Source organism: Exiguobacterium sp. s63 (assembly GCF_018617335.1).
Taxonomy (GTDB): Bacteria; Bacillota; Bacilli; order Exiguobacteriales; family Exiguobacteriaceae; genus Exiguobacterium.
This window is the reverse complement of sequence record NZ_JACSKB010000001.1, coordinates 1-16,054: the sequence shown is the minus strand read 5'-3', so window position 1 is coordinate 16,054 and position 16,054 is coordinate 1. Positions and strand designations below refer to the sequence as shown.

Sequence of the window (16,054 nt, the reverse complement as noted above, 5' to 3'; positions counted from 1 at the left end):
ATCGCTTACATGAAATCACATTTCGAATTGTAAACGGTAACATCTTTCATTTTTAATTTTTCTTGAAATTTTGGCTTTACATAAGCGTTTCTATGCCTGAATATAGAATAAATTATGAATGAAATTAGAGAGAAAGAAGGAAGAGTTTATGGTCATTATTCAAGGAATTGCACTTTTACTGCTCATCCTCGCCTTATTCACATTGTTTAGCTATAAGGCACCATCCGGAATGAAAGCGATGGGCGCGCTTGCTGGTGCAGCAATCGCGAGTTTTCTCGTCGAAGCGTTCAACGCATATGCCATCGGCGGATTGCTACCACTCCCTCTGTATGAGGAAGTCGGACAGGCGGCTGGGGCATTGTCAGGTCCTGCAGCGGCGGCACTCGTCGCCATCGCACTCGGAATCAACCCCGTCTATAGTTTGATGATTGGGTTATCCGTATCAGGGTTTGGAATCCTTCCTGGATTTTTCGCCGGTTACATTTTGGCTTTAGCCGGCACTCGAATCAATCGTTATCTCCCGACCGGGGTCGATATGATCTTCTATGTCATCGTCATGGCACCGCTCGCACGTCTTGTCGCGACAGGCGTCGACCCACTCGTGACAAACACCCTCTCGCAAATCGGTGCGGTGATTGAACTTGCGGCCACTCAAAATCCGGTCGTCATGGGTCTTGTCTTAGGAGGGATTGTCACAGTCGTTTCGACATCACCACTCAGTTCAATGGCCTTGACGGCCATGCTCGGATTGACCGGCGTCCCGATGGCGATTGCTGCGCTCGCGTTGACCGCATCCATCTCAATGAATTATTTGTTATTCCGTCAATTGAAAATCGGAACAAAGAAGGATCAGCTCTCAGTCGCCATCGAACCGTTGACGCAAGCTGACCTCATTTCCGCTAACCCGATTCCGATTTACAGTGTCAACTTTGTCGGTGGAGCCATCGCCGGGTTGATTGTTGCCATGACCGGTATGATTAACGATGCACCGGGTTCGGCAGCTGGAATCCCCGGACTCCTTGTCATGTATGGTTTTAATGATTGGCAAACGGTCACGCTTACAGCCGTCGTGCTGTTTGTCCTCGGAATTGGTTTCGGCTTGATTGGAAGTCGCTTGTTCAAAAATTTCCCGATTGTCCGTCGTACGGAAAAAGTCGAATCAACAGAAGAAGATGCCGCCTAACAAAAAATCGATGCACGCTCGAACAATTTGTTCGGTGGCATCGATTTTTTTTATGATTCGTATGATTGTTCTTACAATAGAAAAGTGTCGACACGTTCACAAAGAAATCATCGCACGTTCTTTCCAATTGTGAATTAATCGCCGGTTTAGTAAATCTACGAAAAAGCGTGTCAATCTACTGTGATGACTGTTCCTGTCTCACTGGATTGACGTGCAAGTTCAATCAAGTGGGTTGTCAACGTTGCATCCTTTAGAGAAACGACTGGTTGTCGTACCTCATAACTATGGGCTAACTGTTGATAATACGACAAATAGCTCCCTTTCTCGATTTGAATCGATGCAACCTCTTCTTTCGATAATACGCCAGTCTCTAATAAATCACTTTCTAACTTGCCTTGCTTCAGAGCCTCTTCTTGAGGATCAAGTCCATATTTCACGAAACTTCCAAGTGTGCCGTGCACTTCAAACCGAGGTGTTTCTCCAGCGATGAACGGGTTCGAACGAAGGTATACTCGCTTTTCACCATAATAGAAAGTCAGATGGAACCCATCATCGGATTGTCCGCCATCCCGTTGAATCATCACATCTGCTTGAATACGATCCGGCTTTCCAAATAAAGCGAGCGTTTGATCAATCAGATGACTTCCTAAATCGAATAAAATACCTGAACCGGGTCCTGCATTTTCACGCCACCGGTCACGTACATTCGGACGGAAACGATCAAATCGAGATTCAACCACTTTCCAGTCTCCTAACTCATTCGAATCAAGTAACGACTTAACCGTCAAGAAGTCTCCGTCGTAACGACGGTTTTGATAAACGTTGACGATGCCCTTCGACTTTTCTTCAAGTGCCATCAACTCGTATCCTTCTTCCGTTGTCAGAAATGCTGGTTTTTCAACGAGCACATCTTTTCCTGCCTCAAGACAGGCAACAATCATCTCTTTATGTAAATGCGACGGTGTCGTGATGACATATAGAGAAGCATCCGATTGAAGCGCCTCCTCTAATGTCGCATATACCGTGGCACCAGGTAATTCAGCCTGCACTTCTTCCGGCCGCGATGACACGACGCCACTCACTTCAAATGAATCAATGGCCTTTAAGAACGGCAAATGGAACGTGTTCGCCGAGAATCCGAATCCTACCAACATGGTTTTAATCATATAAAACCCTCCTTTTCGCTTTTGTTATTATATCAAAAAAAGGGTCTAATGACCCTTATGCACTCATGCTCTCATCTAATCTGTATTCGAACGTATTGTATCCGTTTCGTGAATCGACAAAGACGAAACCGAAACGTGGATAGTAATCATTTAGAAATTCATTGTCAGCGACACAATCAAGACGAATTGGTTCATCTTCATCGGCTTCCTCTAAGACATGCTCCATGAGCTGCTGTCCGACGCCTTGCCCTTTTAGTTTTTCGCTGACGACGATTCGGTGGATATATTGTCCACGTTCACTGTCGTCCCATAAGTGATCATCCCACTCATCTGGAGGTAACAATGCGATTGAAGCTAAAATTTGTTGGTCATCTTCAAAGACATATACACTGCCTTCCGCAATATCAGTGCGCACACGCTCTACGAGGTCCTGTTCCAAATATTCGGTCCATTGGTCGCTTCCTTGTTCATTTAGCGCTACGGCTCGTTGTTCGATTAGGTTCGCGATGTGTTTGGCATCGCGCTTCGTCGCGAGTCGAATCATAACGTCCTCCTTTAGTCATACAGTATTTGAAATACAAATATAACGGAGAACATTATGCCTTTCAACCATCTTGCTCACTGTTGAAGATCAAACGGAGTGACGTCTCCATCGTTTAATTGATAGCTATACGTCAATGTCGCATTGAGGCTATGCGATACGGAACAATAACGCTCGACGGACAATGCGATGGCCCGGCGGACTCGTTCTTCCGATAACTCGCCTTTCAGGATATACAAGATGTGAATGGCTGTAAAGCGTTTCGGATGTTCGGTCGCCCGCACCCCATCAATTTTCATTTCAAACGCTTCGATTGGCTGGCGCATCTTGTGGAGAATTGACACGATATCGATTCCCGTGCAAGATGCGGTCGCGTGAAGTAACATTTCCGTCGGACGAGGTCCCGTATCGAGCCCACCGACGTCCTCTGACGCATCAAGTGTCACCTTGTGTCCAGATGGCGTATGTGTTTCAAACGCCATCCCTTTCTTCCAAACGACTTCCATGTTCATCATCTGATCCCCCTATTTCATTTGATAGCATCCTATTCCCTCATTTGATGTATGATTAAGCTATGAATCGATTATAAAGGGGTGTATGTCGTTGGATTGGTCTATGATTTTCAGTTGGGGACTTTATATCGTCCTCGGGTTAAACATGTTATTCGCACTCGCTGTCATCTTCGCCGAAAGACGTGACGTAGGCGCGACTTGGGCCTGGCTGCTCGTCCTGTTTTTCTTACCAGTGCTCGGCTTTATCATTTATCTGTTCCTTGGGCGACAACTAAAGAAGGATAACTTCTATAATTTAAGTGTGGAAGAACGTTCCTTCCATTCGCTTCAAGTCGAAGCGCAACTTGAACAGATTCACACGCGCCAAACACAGCTCGCTCAGCCATTGTTTGAAAAGTATGACCAACTGCTTCAAATGAATTTACGATCGTCTAAATCGTTAATCAGTGTACATAACCGTTCCCTCATCTTGCACGACGGCGAACAAAAGTTTAAAGCGCTGATGGATGATATTCGTTCGGCCGAAACGGAAATCAATATTCAATATTACATCATCCAGCGCGATGCTCTCGGTCAAGCACTCTTAAAAGAGTTAATCGAGCGTGCGAAAGCCGGTGTTAAAGTCCGACTCCTTTATGATGCGGTCGGCTCACGTAGTCTCCGTAATTCTGACTTTAAAGAGTTGATTGCGAACGATGGCGAGGTCCGCGTCTTCTTCCCACCGACACTCGGAATCATCAACTTCAAGTTGAACAACCGAAACCACCGAAAAGTTGTCATCATCGATGGGAAAATTGGCTATGTCGGTGGATTCAATGTCGGTACCGAGTATTTAGGTTTAGTCGAAAAATTCGGCTATTGGCGCGACACGCATTTACGCGTCGAAGGAGACGTAGTTTACAATCTCCAACACCGATTCATTTTAGATTGGAACTATTCAGGTCATCGAAAACATGACCCGGAAAATGCCTTCTGCTTTGCGCGACATGACATCAAAGAAAATTCTCCGATGCAAATCGTCACGAGCGGACCAAACTCGGATACGGAACATTTGAAGAACATGATGGTCAAAATGATCATGTCCGCTAAACGTCGGGTCGTCATCCAAACACCTTACTTCATCCCAGACACGAGCTTTATGGATGCCTGTAAAATGGCGCTCCATTCTGGCGTCCAGATGGATATTATGATTCCTGGAAAACCGGACCATCCATTCGTCATGTGGGCGTCCCTCTCGTTCCTTGGGGAACTCCTCGACTACGGGGCAAACGTCTATCTGTATGATGAAGGGTTTCTCCACGCGAAGACGCTCGTCGTCGATGATGAGATTGCGACCGTCGGGACGACAAATTTGGACGCCCGAAGCTTCCGTCTCAATTTTGAAGTGAACGCACTCATCTACGATGAACGGGTCGCCCTCGAACTCATTTCTTTATTCGAGACCGATACGGCGGTCAGTCGAATTTATACAGTGGAAGATTATGAATCTCGTAAATGGACGGTGCGCGCCCGTGAAGGGGTGTCACGCCTTCTTAGTCCAATCCTATAAAAAGACATGAGGCAGAGCGCTCCGCTCTGCCTCATTCTCGTTTACAGTTTGAACCGCGAGACGAGGTCTTGTAACTCCTCGGCCATGGTCGCGAGTGCTTTTGCTGACTGTGATACTTCTTCAATCGATCTCAATTGATCATCGGTCGTCGCCGCCACTTGCTTCGAGACGCTCGAATTCTCATCGGCGATGTCGGCAATTTGTGATGCCGTCGCTGCCACTTCCTGAACGTTCGCCGCAATCTCCTCGACGGTTGCGGTCACGTCTTCAATCCGTGGTGTCATCGCGACTGTCCGCTCCTTGATTTTCTCGAATCGGTCTGCTGTCATCTCAGATGACGCCAACCCGGCTTTCGTATGAGTAGATACTTCCTGCATCAACTGTACAGACTGTTCCGTCTCATGCTTGATTCGATCAATCAACGCCGCAATTTGTTTCGTCGACTGCTGTGACTGTTCCGCGAGTTTACGCACCTCGCTCGCAACGACCGCGAATCCTTTGCCGTTCTCACCCGCACGTGCCGCTTCAATGGCAGCGTTCAACGCTAACAGGTTCGTCTGTTCAGCGATTCCATTGATGACCGTGACGATTTCTCCAATTTCGTTTGAGCGATGTGCCAATGAGTGAATGACACCCTCGAATGTCACGACAGACGCATCGATCGCCTGCATCTGCTTCACGTTCTCTTTCACGGTCGTCGAACCGTCTTCCGCCTCATTCGAGGTTTCGCGTGAAAGTTCAGAAACGTCCATTGAACTCTCTGAGATTCGCATGATGCCCGATGTGATCGCTTGGAGCGATGTCGCATTGTCGTCGAGTTGTCGCTTCGAGCCATCGGCACTGACTGCCATTTGATCAACTGCGCGAGCAATCTGTTCCGATGAGGCCGTATTATGAGCCGAATTGGCCATCAATTCTTGTGACGATGCGGCCACTTGACTGATTGAATCATCAAGACGGAGCAATACCATACGAAGGGAATCGCTCATTTCGTTAAAACTCTCTGAAACACGCCCGATTTCGTCGTTCGATAAGACGGTGATCGGTTCTGTTAAATCACCCGATTTGATCCGTTCTGCTCCCTCTGTCAATAAACGCAACGGACGTAAGATTGAGCGGAGGACAAAGTAGAGAAGAATGGCTGCAATCCCGAACATTCCGATGATGACGAATCCAGTCGTCCAAAGAATGCCGACTGTCTCGTCTTGAATCTCACCGTCATATAACGTTCCGGCAATTTTCCATCCGGTGATTGGGTTCGTCACGAATGCCTTCTCCACACCTTCCCCATTCTCCGATGCAGACAGAGTCCCTTCTTCCTTGGCAAAGAGCGATTCTGTCCAAGATTCATCCATCTTTTCACCGACAGCCGTCGACGGATGAATGACGACTTGTTCGGCCTGGTCGAAGATGGCAACGTATCCTTCTTTCCCGATTTGAATGGTGGACGCCACTTCAGCGATATCGTTCACATCGACGTCTACAGCGACTACACCACGACCGTCTGAAGTCTTCTTCGAAACCGTGATCATCATTTTTTGAGAGGCGGCATCGACGTACGGATTCGTGATGGCAACATCTTGTCCACTTGTTTCAGCCGCTTCATACCATGGACGAGTCCGTGGGTCATATCCTTCTGGCAATTCCTGTTCAGGATAGATCGTCATCGCGCCTTCTGCTGAAGCAAAGTAGATGTTCGTTACTTTTGGATGTGTCTCCAAATACTCGGTAAACTTCTCAGCTAATGCTTGATTCGCTTCTCCCTCTTCATAGATTGAACTATCAATCCGATTCGCAAAAAATGAGATGTCCGTTTGAATCGGTTCGATGAGATTCGTGACCTCGTTGTTCATCCGGTCTACCCCCGAATTGGCGGACTGGATCATTTGAGACTCGATTTTACCTTTCGCCTGCGAATAGGCGACGATTCCAATCAATGTGGCTGGAATGAGTAGTAATAAAACGGATAAGACAATCAACTTTTGCTTGATACTAATCGTACGCTTCTGTTTCATAAAACATCTCCTTACCCCGAATAAAATGTTCAAGCGAGTTCGATGAGTCGAATCTCCCTTGGGTTACTCACCATATCGGTCAAAAGTCATCTCATCTAAAGAGTTGATTGAATTATTCGAAAATTATTTTTCGAAAACTGAAATGGAGTTTCAGCACTATGTTCGATTAGACAAATCAAACTATTCGTGTTTAGAGAAAGATTAAGTTACCATATCGGAAAAGGGGGTCAAAAGATGAATTCATTATTGGAAGAAATCAAGTCGTATAAAGATCAGTTTAAACAAAAAGCACCTGCCGAAAAGCAACGATTGATGGCTCAGGCGACTCAGGAATTGAAAGATTCAGGCATCGCATCAGGGTTAACAGTTGGAGATCAAGCGCCGTCGTTTGAATTGCCTCACGCGGACGGGACAGCCGTCAACTTGAAAACGCTCCTTGAAAATGGACCAGTCATCGTCACATTTTACCGAGGTGGATGGTGCCCATACTGTAACCTCGAGCTCCGTGCTTACCAGCGCGAGTTGGCAACGATTCAAGAAAAAGGCGCGACTCTTGTCGCAATCAGTCCGGAGACGCCGGATTATTCCCTTTCGACGAAAGAAAAGAATGAACTTGATTTTTATGTATTGAGTGATGTTGATAATATTGTCGCACGTCAATTCGACCTCGTCTTTGACATGCCAGATTACTTGATTGATATTTATAAAGCATCTGGACTAAATGTCGATGCCCATAACGGGAACGAGGATTGGCAGTTGCCGAAACCGGCCACGTTCATCATCCAATCCGACGGGACGATTTCTTTCAGTGATGTGCCTGCTGACTATACAGAACGTGTCGACCCGAAAACGGTTATTGAAAAATTGTAAATAAAAGGAGATGACGCGCGTCATCTCCTTTTCTATTCACTTCACTTATTTCGTTTATTATCTTACAAACTCCTCGTGTAACATCGCGTACACCATGCTATCGGTCCATTCATTCTTATTCCAATAGTCTCTCAAGAAATGAGCTTCTTTTCTCATTCCAATCCGTTCACATAATTTCTGGGAAGCTACATTTCTGGCGTCGAGATTGGCTTGTACCCGATGTAGATTGAGCTTTGTGAACAACTCCCCTAGCAATCCGCTCACTGCCTCCGTCGCATATCCTTTTCCTGAATGCGATTCAGAAAAACAATACCCGATTTCTACCGTATCTTTCATACCCGTGTACCAAACCGTGAGATCCCCAATCACTTCATCTTGATGTACGACTGCTAAATTCAACGTACTAGTCTCGGTAAGAATAGAATTTGTTAGTTTTTTATCAAATTCTTTCTTCCTGTTTTCAGACGTCCATGGCTCATGCAAAAGATATCTGCATACTTCTGGTTTTGAATACATTTCGAATGTAGCATGCAAGTCTTTCTGCATAAATTGTCTGATTTCTAGACGTTTAGTGGTAAATTTCACGTCGACTCCTCCCTTACATTGTTTCTTCTACATGTGGTGTCCATAGATGATAATGAAATAGCATACTATCTCCCCTTTTTGAATCAGTTATGTACATTCTTTATTTTTTTAACCACTCTTCGTACGGAATCACATTAGCAGTTTCATCTGCGTTTGTTCCAATCAACGTGATGAGTTCAAGCGAATTGCCGTCCGGGTCTTCAAAGTAGATGGCCGCATGCTCGTATGGAGCATTTGGAAGGACGAGGGGTTGCTGTTCCGGTGTCATCTTGAACGCAGTACGAATTTCAATTCCCTGACCCTCAAGCCATGCTTTGATCGCATCCAAATCCTGCTCCTCGATTCGAAAAGCGATGTGTCGGATTGATGGATGATACGGTAAATCGACTTGATCAGATTTCCATAGCCCAATCCAGCTCTCCCCTTTCATAATCCAAAGGAAAGCCAACTTTTCATTTTGGAATGCCAACTCTAATCCTAATTTCTCATAAAATCGAATTGATTCAGTTAAATCACTTACCGGTAAATGAGCTTCATAAATTCCTTTAATCATATCCTGTTACCCCGTTTCTTATCACTGCGTTCATCAATGAACGACCTATAAGAATTCTCAAAGTCTAAAGATTGGTTAGTTTGACAAAACTTTATTGTAAAATTATTATAGATAATTCCATTATAGAACTGGAGAGGATGGAACGGTGAAAATATCCCGTGGGAATTTACGTTGTTGGCTGAAAAGCTGAATCAATTTTGAATGAAAAATCCCTAACAACTCTTACATTCGGCACAAAAAAAGACCGTAGAACATTCTACAGTCTCAAAGCTCAGGCTCCCATGATGGAGTCATGACGGGTCGTTTCCCATCCATACGCCACTTCTCGGAGCATCAATTCACCAAACTCTCGATCTTTCTGATCGATGACCTGCCCTTGTTTTCGCTCATAAAAAGTACGGAACGGATTCATCTCAAGCGCCCAAATCAGGAGTCCTGCCTCACACATCGATTGCACGGCATGCTCAAGGAGAGCGGACCCGATTCCGTTCCCTTGATGGTTCTCTAAAATATAGATGGCATACACTTCATTCGTATGGTCTGGGTACTCTCCTGTCCGTTCTTCTCCGTAAAGAACGAAGCCCACGATTTCGTCCTCGACAATCGCCACAAAGCCGGCTACTTCTTGCCGACGAAGGGCGGTCCGCAAGCGTTCTGCCCATTCGATGGAGCCGGATGATACTTTTAACAAATACTCGGTCGGTACGATCCCCCGATAGGTCGTACGCCACCCGTTCACACGCACTCTCGCAATCCCATACACATCATCTGGTTTGGCGACCCGAATGTCCAATGTGACCCCCTCCTCACCCGAAGCTTTACAAATAGTTTACCACAAATCCCCAACTTGCAATCCGAGATTATGTGAATTTTGAACGGACAACCACAATAAAAAAGACGTCACCTCTGGATAAAGGCGACGTCTCTTCTTACGTTATGCAACTTCTTTAGATTGGACTGGTGTCGATGTTGTTAACGGTTTTTTCAAGAACGAGAGAAGCAATGCTCCGACTACCGCACCAGCTAAGATGGCGAGTGCGTAAAGTCCCATGCTCATGGCCACGTTTCCAGCTCCTTCAAGAAGTGGGAAGACGAAGATTCCACCGTGTGGCGCAGGTAATTGGATTGCGAAGAATGCGGATAATCCTCCTGCGATGGCAGAGCCAAGAATCGCCGATGGAAGGACGCGAATCGGATCCGCAGCGGCGAACGGGATCGCCGCTTCCGTAATAAACGAAGCTCCCATGATATAAGCGGTTTTTCCTGCTTCACGCTCTTGTTTCGAGAACTTTTGACGAGCGAAGACTGTTGATGCGAGTGCGACAAGGATTGGTGGTACCATCCCACCAGCCATAACAGCTGCCATGACTTCTTGGTTACCCGCTGTAAGTGCAGCCGTACCGAAGACGTAAGCTGTCTTGTTGATCGGACCACCCATATCGACTGCCATCATCCCACCGACGATGACACCAAGAAGGATGGCGTTCGCGCCACTCATACTGTTCAACGTATCCATCAACCATGTCATAAGTGCCGCAATCGGTTCGTTGACGACGAGTAACATGATCATCCCGGAGATAAACGAGCCAAGTAACGGATACAAGAGGACTGGTTTGATCCCTTCAAGTGAAGCAGGCAATTTCGCGAGTGCTTTTTTCAAGAAGAGGACGACATAACCTGCTAGGAAACCGGCGATGAGACCGCCGAGGAATCCGGCATTCCCTTGACTTGCGAGTACCCCTGCCACGAGACCTGGTGCGAGACCTGGACGATCGGCAATCGACATCGCGATGAAGCCGGCGAGAATCGGAACGAGGAAGCCAAATGCAGCTCCACCGATTGTCATCAACTGTGCAGCAAATTCATTGTAAGACGGGTCATCCGGGTTAGCGGAGTTGATACCCCAGAAGAAGCTGATGGCAATCAAGAGTCCCCCTGCGACAACGAGTGGAAGCATCGCAGATACACCGCTCATCAAGTGCTTGTACACACCTGTACGCTGTTCTTTCGAAGCACCACCTGATGTTTTTGAAGCCTCATATACCGGCGCATCTTGTTTTACCGCGCGATTGATGAGTTCTTCAGGTTTCCGAATCCCTTGTGCGACCGGAACTTCGATGACTCGCTTACCAGCGAAACGATCCATTTCAACAGCCTTGTCCGCTGCGACGATAATCGCCGTTGCACGGTCGATATCCGCGCGCGTCAATTCATTTTTTACGCCAGTCGATCCGTTCGTTTCGACTTTAATATCGACGCCCATCGCTTCCGCTTTTTGTTTTAAGCTATCTGCTGCCATATACGTATGCGCGATTCCTGTCGGGCATGCCGTGACCGCCAAAATGAACGGTGCATCTTCATTCATCGGTTTGACGACTTCTGGCTTCTCTTCTGCCGCTTCTTTTTCTTCGATGGCACGGATGACATCGCTTTCAGAAGTGGCCGCATAGAGACGTTCTTGGAATGCAGGGTCCATCAAGTAAACTGAAAGTTTAGAGAGTGTTTCAAGGTGTTCGTTATTCGCATTTTCTCCTGCCGCAATCATGAAGAAGAGGCGGCTCGGTTGTCCGTCTAACGCTTCGTAGTCGACACCTTCCGAGCGACCAAACGCGATTGCTGGCGTTTTGACAGCACTCGTTTTCGCGTGCGGGATGGCTATCCCTTCTCCGAGACCAGTCGTGCTCTCGCTTTCACGTTTTAAGATCGCATCGCGATAACCGTTACGATCTGATAGTTTACCGGCACGGTCGAGGACATCGACGAGTTCTTCGATGACCTCACGCTTAGAACTGGCACGAAGATTCAATTGAATCGTATCGCGTTGGAGCAAGTCCGTGATTTTCATGTTGTTTCCTCCATTCGTTTTAATGGTGTAAGTTGTACTTGATCAATCAAGCGGTCAATCTCTTGTTTTGAACATAAGCCGAACGTATAAGCAGATGCGCTTCCTGTCGTGACCGCGTATCGAAATGCTTCTTGTTCACCTTTTTCTTTCACATTTGCGACGAATCCGGCGACGAGAGAATCTCCTGCACCAACCGAGTTCACGAGCTTCCCGGACGGCGTGTTCGCTGTGACGGCTCCGGCTTTGTTGACGAGTAGCGCCCCATCTCCCGCAAAGGAGATGATGACGTTTTTCGCCCCGCGTTTGACGAGCTGTTCGGCATACGGAAGAGCTTCTTCAAACGTTTCAATCTCGGTATCAAACAATTCACCTAATTCATGGTGGTTCGGTTTGATCATGAGTGGTTCAAGCGCGAGCACTTCGAGCATGGCGTCTTTCGTTGTATCGACGACAAAGTCGGCACCTTTTTCGCGAATAGATTCGGCGATGGTCCGATATAGCGAGTCTGGGAGGTTACTTGGGATACTACCCGCGAGGACGACGATATCACCTTCTTGAACTTGGTCGAACTTGGTCGTCAATTGCTCGAGCTCACCATCCGTGATATTCGGTCCGCTCGCATTCAGTTCTGTTTCCTCTTTCGCTCGAATCTTGACGTTGATTCGGGTGTTCCCATTCACCTCTACGAAATCAGTGTGTACACCGTGATTGACGAGTGACTTTTTAATAAAGTCACCGGTCGTTCCGCCGATGAACCCAAGTGCCTTCGTTTCTTGAGCATATTCCCGAAGAACGATGGAAACGTTAATGCCTTTACCGCCTGCCCGTTCCGTCGTCTCTTCGATTCGGTTCACTTCTCCTAGATGTACTTCTGGTAATGTTACGTAGTAATCAATAGAAGGGTTGAGTGTTAACGTGTAAATCATTTCGCATTCACCACCTTTGTGATTGTTTGGATGGAACTCATTGACTCATCGCTCGATGTGATCAACTGTGCGGCATCTAACGTCGCGACTCGGCTGAACGTTCGTTTCCCGATCTTCGATGCGTCCGCGAGTACGAACGAAGTTTGTGCCAATTCGATTGCCGTTTTTTTGACAAGTGCTTCTTCTGGGTCTGGGGTCGTGTAACCCGCTTCAAGGTCGATTCCATTCATTCCGAGGAAGGCGAGGTCGACGCGATAATTCATCATACTCTCGCGTGCGTTATACCCGACAAGTGCCTGGGTGGAACGCTTTAATTCTCCGCCAATCACAAACGTCTTAATATCAAGATCAAATAATTCATTCGCAATCGGTAGACTGTTTGTGACGACGACAATCTTCTTCCCTTCTAAAAAAGGAACCATCGCCTGAGTGGTTGTACCGGCATCTAAATAAATTGACATCCCGTCTTCGATGAACGTTGCGGCCTTCCGTGCAATCGCAACTTTTTCATCCACGAATCGGTCTCGCTTCTCTTCAAATGTCGGTTCCTCATCTGGAGTCGCAATGAGTGTCGCGCCCCCGTGAACCCTCGCCAGATACCCTTCCACTTCGAGGTCCGTCAAATCTCGACGGATTGTCGACTCGGATGAGTCCGTCAAATCAACCAATTCTTTTAATTTGACGACCTTCTGCTCAGATAAGCGTTGCAAAATCAACTGATGTCGTTGTTTCGTTAACATCTTGTTCCCTCCATACGTCTAATATAAAGCGTTTTCATTATAAAAACAACTAAAATCATTCAAAAACATTCATTTTCATTCAATTCGTCACAATTATAACATAAAAAACGGTCATTTAATGACCGTTTTTTATGTTTATGACTGTTTTTTTAACCAATCATCCAATTCTTGAACGAGTTTTGGATGAATCGGCGCATCAATTGCCTCCCGATACTCTTTATGCAGCATGAGAAGCGAATGAGGTGACTCCCGAGTCACGAGAAGATGATTCATATCATCGATGATCGATGAGGTGACCTTCCCTTTCGTTTGAATCATATGGACATGCTCTGGCGGGACTTGAACATCACGTCCCCCGGTAATCGCAAGAACCGGGACGGTCACATGCTCCAATCGTTCCCGTACATCATAGGATGCATGTTCTCGAATCCATTTCGCGTTCACGACTTGACCTCGATATTTGAATGACGAAACGTTCGTCCGTAAAGAACGCTCTAACAAATCGTCCTGTCGTTGTCTGACCTTTTTGGCAACGCCCGTCAACCGGTAGAAGAGACCTTTTATCCCTTTCACGCGTTCGATGTCTTTAGCGAGTGCATCTGCTTGGTATAAGAACATCTGCTTGGACGATTCATGGAAACCGGAAAGTAAGATCAGTCCATCCGCTTTCGTCTCAAGTTGAACGGCAGGGGCAAGGACGGCCCCTTCACTATGACCGAGTAGATATAATCGCTTCACATCGGCCAGTTGTCGAATGGTGCGTACGACAAGAATCGCATCGTTAATCAAGTCATGTAAGCCGACTTTGTTGAAGTCACCATCAGACTTCCCGATTCCTTGTTTGTCATATCGGAACACGTTGTAGCCATGGTCGTACAACGCTTCTGCCAACTTGGCATACGTGTTAAAACCGACACCACCCATGTTGCCGTCCCGGTCACTCGGACCGCTTCCGCTCAACATGACGATGGTCGCCCGAGGCTCCTCATGGGAAAGAAAAGTCCCCGCAATCGTTCCATATGCTGTCGTAATCGTCATCTCTTGTTTCATCGTATCGCCTCCATTACTATCATACCCGAAACCGACATCTAAAAAAATATGTCGCCGTCTTCTCAGACAGCGACAATGATTAGGTCAGTCAGCTAGCCAAGCATGTAGCCAATCGACGGCATCCGTTAATCCGTCTTTCGTCAGACGTTCGAGAGTGTCCTTCTCCGTAAACACATGCCAACTTCCCTCTAATGAATCACTTAATATAATATAGGGAACCCCAGCTTCATCGTAAGCATCCCCCGGAGAACTCCCTAGCGAACGAACTGTTAATTGATCGAAAGGAGATTGTTCAAGAATGGGATATGATTTCATTCCTTTCGTTCGAACGTATAGTGGACCATCACCAGTCCCAAGAATATCGAGCAGGATGACCGTTTCCACTTTTTCTTTTTGTCCCGCTAGCCGTTCAAGGAAATCGTCACTCGCTTCTCTAGAGTCGCCGTTTCCATTCAAAAAGACATATCGAATCGTATAGTCCGGTATTTCCTCGTCCATCACCTGCATCAGGTGATATAAGACCGTCGACGGACCGACGGCAGACAAATAATGGGCCCCATGCCAGGACGAATCGAGTCGTGACATGAGAATGATTTCCCGTTCCGATTTCCCTTGTTGGACAAATTCGACATATGGAATCTCTTCACGATAAGGTTTGACCTGTATCATTTCTCCGTCTTTCAGTTCTTCAGCCGTATCCAAGTCGACCCCTGTACCATCTAACGGCATATAGGATGACGCGAAAACAAAGCCCATCTCATATGGATCATCTTCATAAGGGGTGATCAAGTATCCTACAGCTCCTGCAGATGCGAGCTCTGACAAGTATGCATTCGCTTCCTGATCATTCAAAACCTCACCTGCATAATCAACGGTATACGCTTCGTCGATGTTGTCATATGAATACTTTGTCGTCGGTAAGACGATCACTTTCTCTTTGACGTCCGGAATATCTTGTCCCCACTTTAGATGTAAAATGGTTCCTTTGAACGGCTGATCAAACGTCATCGATGAGAGTCCTTCGTATGATTCATCTCCCACCTCAATCTCAGTCCAACCGGTCACCCGTTCTGTATAAAGGACGTTCCGGGTCATATCGACGGCTAGCTCGGTTCCGAAAGATTCAAAAAAGTCGGCACTTTCCCAACTGTCTGCACTTCGGTCGATTGACGAAATGTATTCCGCCGTTTCTAGCGGTGTCGATTGAATCGGATTAATAAAAAGGAAAAGAGTTGCGATCGAACGCAACAAACTTAGCACGATTAACATGACATGATCTCCATTCATCAATAAGTTACTATGTATACCATTTTTTATTATATACAGCTATTTATGGACTGACTATTCTAATTTTTATCAATTTAAATATAAATTTAGAAACTGAATATCATATTCCGACAACAAAAAAAGCCCGTTCGAGTGAACGGGCTTCAGACTGTAGACAAAGTATAGGTCTTATGCCCAATCCGGACACGGCTCGCTTTCCTAGGGGCAAGCAGGGAGCCGCATCGCGACTGCG

Annotated in this window: 15 protein-coding genes; 3 read left to right on the top strand and 12 right to left on the bottom strand. The window is 46.6% G+C overall.

What is annotated here, in order from left to right:
• The first annotated feature begins 148 nt into the window (after window positions 1–148).
• Window positions 149–1,183, top strand: a complete 1,035-nt coding sequence (locus tag KNO90_RS00075; protein WP_215112712.1) for a PTS sugar transporter subunit IIC — start codon at window positions 149–151, stop codon at window positions 1,181–1,183.
• Between the two features lie 170 nt (window positions 1,184–1,353).
• Here the strand turns inward: KNO90_RS00075 and KNO90_RS00070 are convergent, their stop codons facing one another.
• From KNO90_RS00070 to KNO90_RS00060, 3 genes are all read right to left on the bottom strand, one after another.
• Entirely contained in the window at window positions 1,354–2,349 is a 996-nt protein-coding gene (locus KNO90_RS00070) for a Gfo/Idh/MocA family protein (RefSeq protein WP_214740510.1), read from the bottom strand.
• A 55-nt stretch (window positions 2,350–2,404) separates the two neighbouring features.
• Entirely contained in the window at window positions 2,405–2,893 is a 489-nt protein-coding gene (locus KNO90_RS00065; protein WP_214740508.1) for a GNAT family N-acetyltransferase, read from the bottom strand.
• Between the two features lie 74 nt (window positions 2,894–2,967).
• Window positions 2,968–3,402: an OsmC family protein gene (locus tag KNO90_RS00060; protein WP_214740506.1), complete on the bottom strand. Its 435-nt coding sequence runs from the start codon at window positions 3,400–3,402 to the stop codon at window positions 2,968–2,970.
• Window positions 3,403–3,505: 103 nt separating this feature from the next.
• Here KNO90_RS00060 and cls point away from each other — a divergent pair, with 103 nt between their 5' ends.
• The gene (gene cls, locus KNO90_RS00055) at window positions 3,506–4,951 is read left to right on the top strand and encodes a cardiolipin synthase (protein ID WP_214742369.1); all 1,446 of its coding nucleotides are present in this window, start codon (window positions 3,506–3,508) and stop codon (window positions 4,949–4,951) included.
• 41 nt (window positions 4,952–4,992) lie between these two features.
• Here cls and KNO90_RS00050 read toward each other — a convergent pair whose 3' ends face one another.
• Entirely contained in the window at window positions 4,993–6,966 is a 1,974-nt protein-coding gene (locus KNO90_RS00050; RefSeq protein WP_215112711.1) for a methyl-accepting chemotaxis protein, read from the bottom strand.
• A gap of 234 nt (window positions 6,967–7,200) precedes the next feature.
• Here KNO90_RS00050 and KNO90_RS00045 point away from each other — a divergent pair, with 234 nt between their 5' ends.
• Window positions 7,201–7,836 carry a peroxiredoxin-like family protein gene (locus KNO90_RS00045; RefSeq protein WP_215112710.1) on the top strand — a complete coding sequence of 212 codons (636 nt, stop codon included), beginning with the start codon at window positions 7,201–7,203 and terminating at the stop codon, window positions 7,834–7,836.
• A gap of 57 nt (window positions 7,837–7,893) precedes the next feature.
• Here KNO90_RS00045 and KNO90_RS00040 read toward each other — a convergent pair whose 3' ends face one another.
• The 8 genes from KNO90_RS00040 to KNO90_RS00005 all read right to left on the bottom strand — a co-directional run bounded on the left by KNO90_RS00040 (window position 7,894) and on the right by KNO90_RS00005 (window position 15,804).
• Window positions 7,894–8,421: a GNAT family N-acetyltransferase gene (locus tag KNO90_RS00040; protein WP_215112709.1), complete on the bottom strand. Its 528-nt coding sequence runs from the start codon at window positions 8,419–8,421 to the stop codon at window positions 7,894–7,896.
• A gap of 100 nt (window positions 8,422–8,521) precedes the next feature.
• Window positions 8,522–8,974: a VOC family protein gene (locus tag KNO90_RS00035; protein ID WP_215112708.1), complete on the bottom strand. Its 453-nt coding sequence runs from the start codon at window positions 8,972–8,974 to the stop codon at window positions 8,522–8,524.
• Window positions 8,975–9,245: 271 nt separating this feature from the next.
• Window positions 9,246–9,767: a GNAT family N-acetyltransferase gene (locus tag KNO90_RS00030; RefSeq protein WP_012726215.1), complete on the bottom strand. Its 522-nt coding sequence runs from the start codon at window positions 9,765–9,767 to the stop codon at window positions 9,246–9,248.
• A gap of 141 nt (window positions 9,768–9,908) precedes the next feature.
• On the bottom strand, window positions 9,909–11,819 hold the full coding sequence (locus tag KNO90_RS00025; RefSeq protein ID WP_215112707.1) for a PTS fructose transporter subunit IIABC: 1,911 nt from the start codon (window positions 11,817–11,819) through the stop codon (window positions 9,909–9,911).
• Window positions 11,816–12,745, bottom strand: a complete 930-nt coding sequence (gene pfkB / locus KNO90_RS00020) for a 1-phosphofructokinase (protein WP_214740491.1) — start codon at window positions 12,743–12,745, stop codon at window positions 11,816–11,818. Before pfkB ends, KNO90_RS00025 begins: the two co-directional genes overlap by 4 nt.
• A complete protein-coding gene (locus KNO90_RS00015; protein ID WP_215112706.1) occupies window positions 12,742–13,485 on the bottom strand; it encodes a DeoR/GlpR family DNA-binding transcription regulator in 744 nt (247 codons plus the stop codon). The genes pfkB and KNO90_RS00015 overlap by 4 nt, the downstream gene beginning before the upstream one ends.
• Before the next feature lie 135 nt (window positions 13,486–13,620).
• Window positions 13,621–14,535 (bottom strand): alpha/beta hydrolase, encoded by a 915-nt coding sequence (locus tag KNO90_RS00010; protein ID WP_215112705.1) that lies wholly within the window; start codon window positions 14,533–14,535, stop codon window positions 13,621–13,623.
• Window positions 14,536–14,619: 84 nt separating this feature from the next.
• Complete coding sequence (locus tag KNO90_RS00005) at window positions 14,620–15,804, bottom strand: zinc-binding metallopeptidase family protein (RefSeq protein WP_215112704.1); 1,185 nt, start codon at window positions 15,802–15,804, stop codon at window positions 14,620–14,622.
• Window positions 15,805–16,054: the final 250 nt, after the last annotated feature.

Bases quoted from the DNA above. Each gene is read 5' to 3' on its own strand.
- KNO90_RS00075 (WP_215112712.1), top strand. From the start codon at position 149: ATGGTCATTATTCAAGGAATTGCACTTTTACTGCTCATCCTCGCCTTA.
- KNO90_RS00070 (WP_214740510.1), bottom strand. From the start codon at position 2,349: ATGATTAAAACCATGTTGGTAGGATTCGGATTCTCGGCGAACACGTTC.
- KNO90_RS00065 (WP_214740508.1), bottom strand. From the start codon at position 2,893: ATGATTCGACTCGCGACGAAGCGCGATGCCAAACACATCGCGAACCTA.
- KNO90_RS00060 (WP_214740506.1), bottom strand. From the start codon at position 3,402: ATGAACATGGAAGTCGTTTGGAAGAAAGGGATGGCGTTTGAAACACAT.
- cls (WP_214742369.1), top strand. From the start codon at position 3,506: ATGATTTTCAGTTGGGGACTTTATATCGTCCTCGGGTTAAACATGTTA.
- KNO90_RS00050 (WP_215112711.1), bottom strand. From the start codon at position 6,966: ATGAAACAGAAGCGTACGATTAGTATCAAGCAAAAGTTGATTGTCTTA.
- KNO90_RS00045 (WP_215112710.1), top strand. From the start codon at position 7,201: ATGAATTCATTATTGGAAGAAATCAAGTCGTATAAAGATCAGTTTAAA.
- KNO90_RS00035 (WP_215112708.1), bottom strand. From the start codon at position 8,974: ATGATTAAAGGAATTTATGAAGCTCATTTACCGGTAAGTGATTTAACT.
- KNO90_RS00025 (WP_215112707.1), bottom strand. From the start codon at position 11,819: ATGAAAATCACGGACTTGCTCCAACGCGATACGATTCAATTGAATCTT.
- pfkB (WP_214740491.1), bottom strand. From the start codon at position 12,745: ATGATTTACACGTTAACACTCAACCCTTCTATTGATTACTACGTAACA.
- KNO90_RS00015 (WP_215112706.1), bottom strand. From the start codon at position 13,485: ATGTTAACGAAACAACGACATCAGTTGATTTTGCAACGCTTATCTGAG.
- KNO90_RS00010 (WP_215112705.1), bottom strand. From the start codon at position 14,535: ATGAAACAAGAGATGACGATTACGACAGCATATGGAACGATTGCGGGG.
- KNO90_RS00005 (WP_215112704.1), bottom strand. From the start codon at position 15,804: ATGTTAATCGTGCTAAGTTTGTTGCGTTCGATCGCAACTCTTTTCCTT.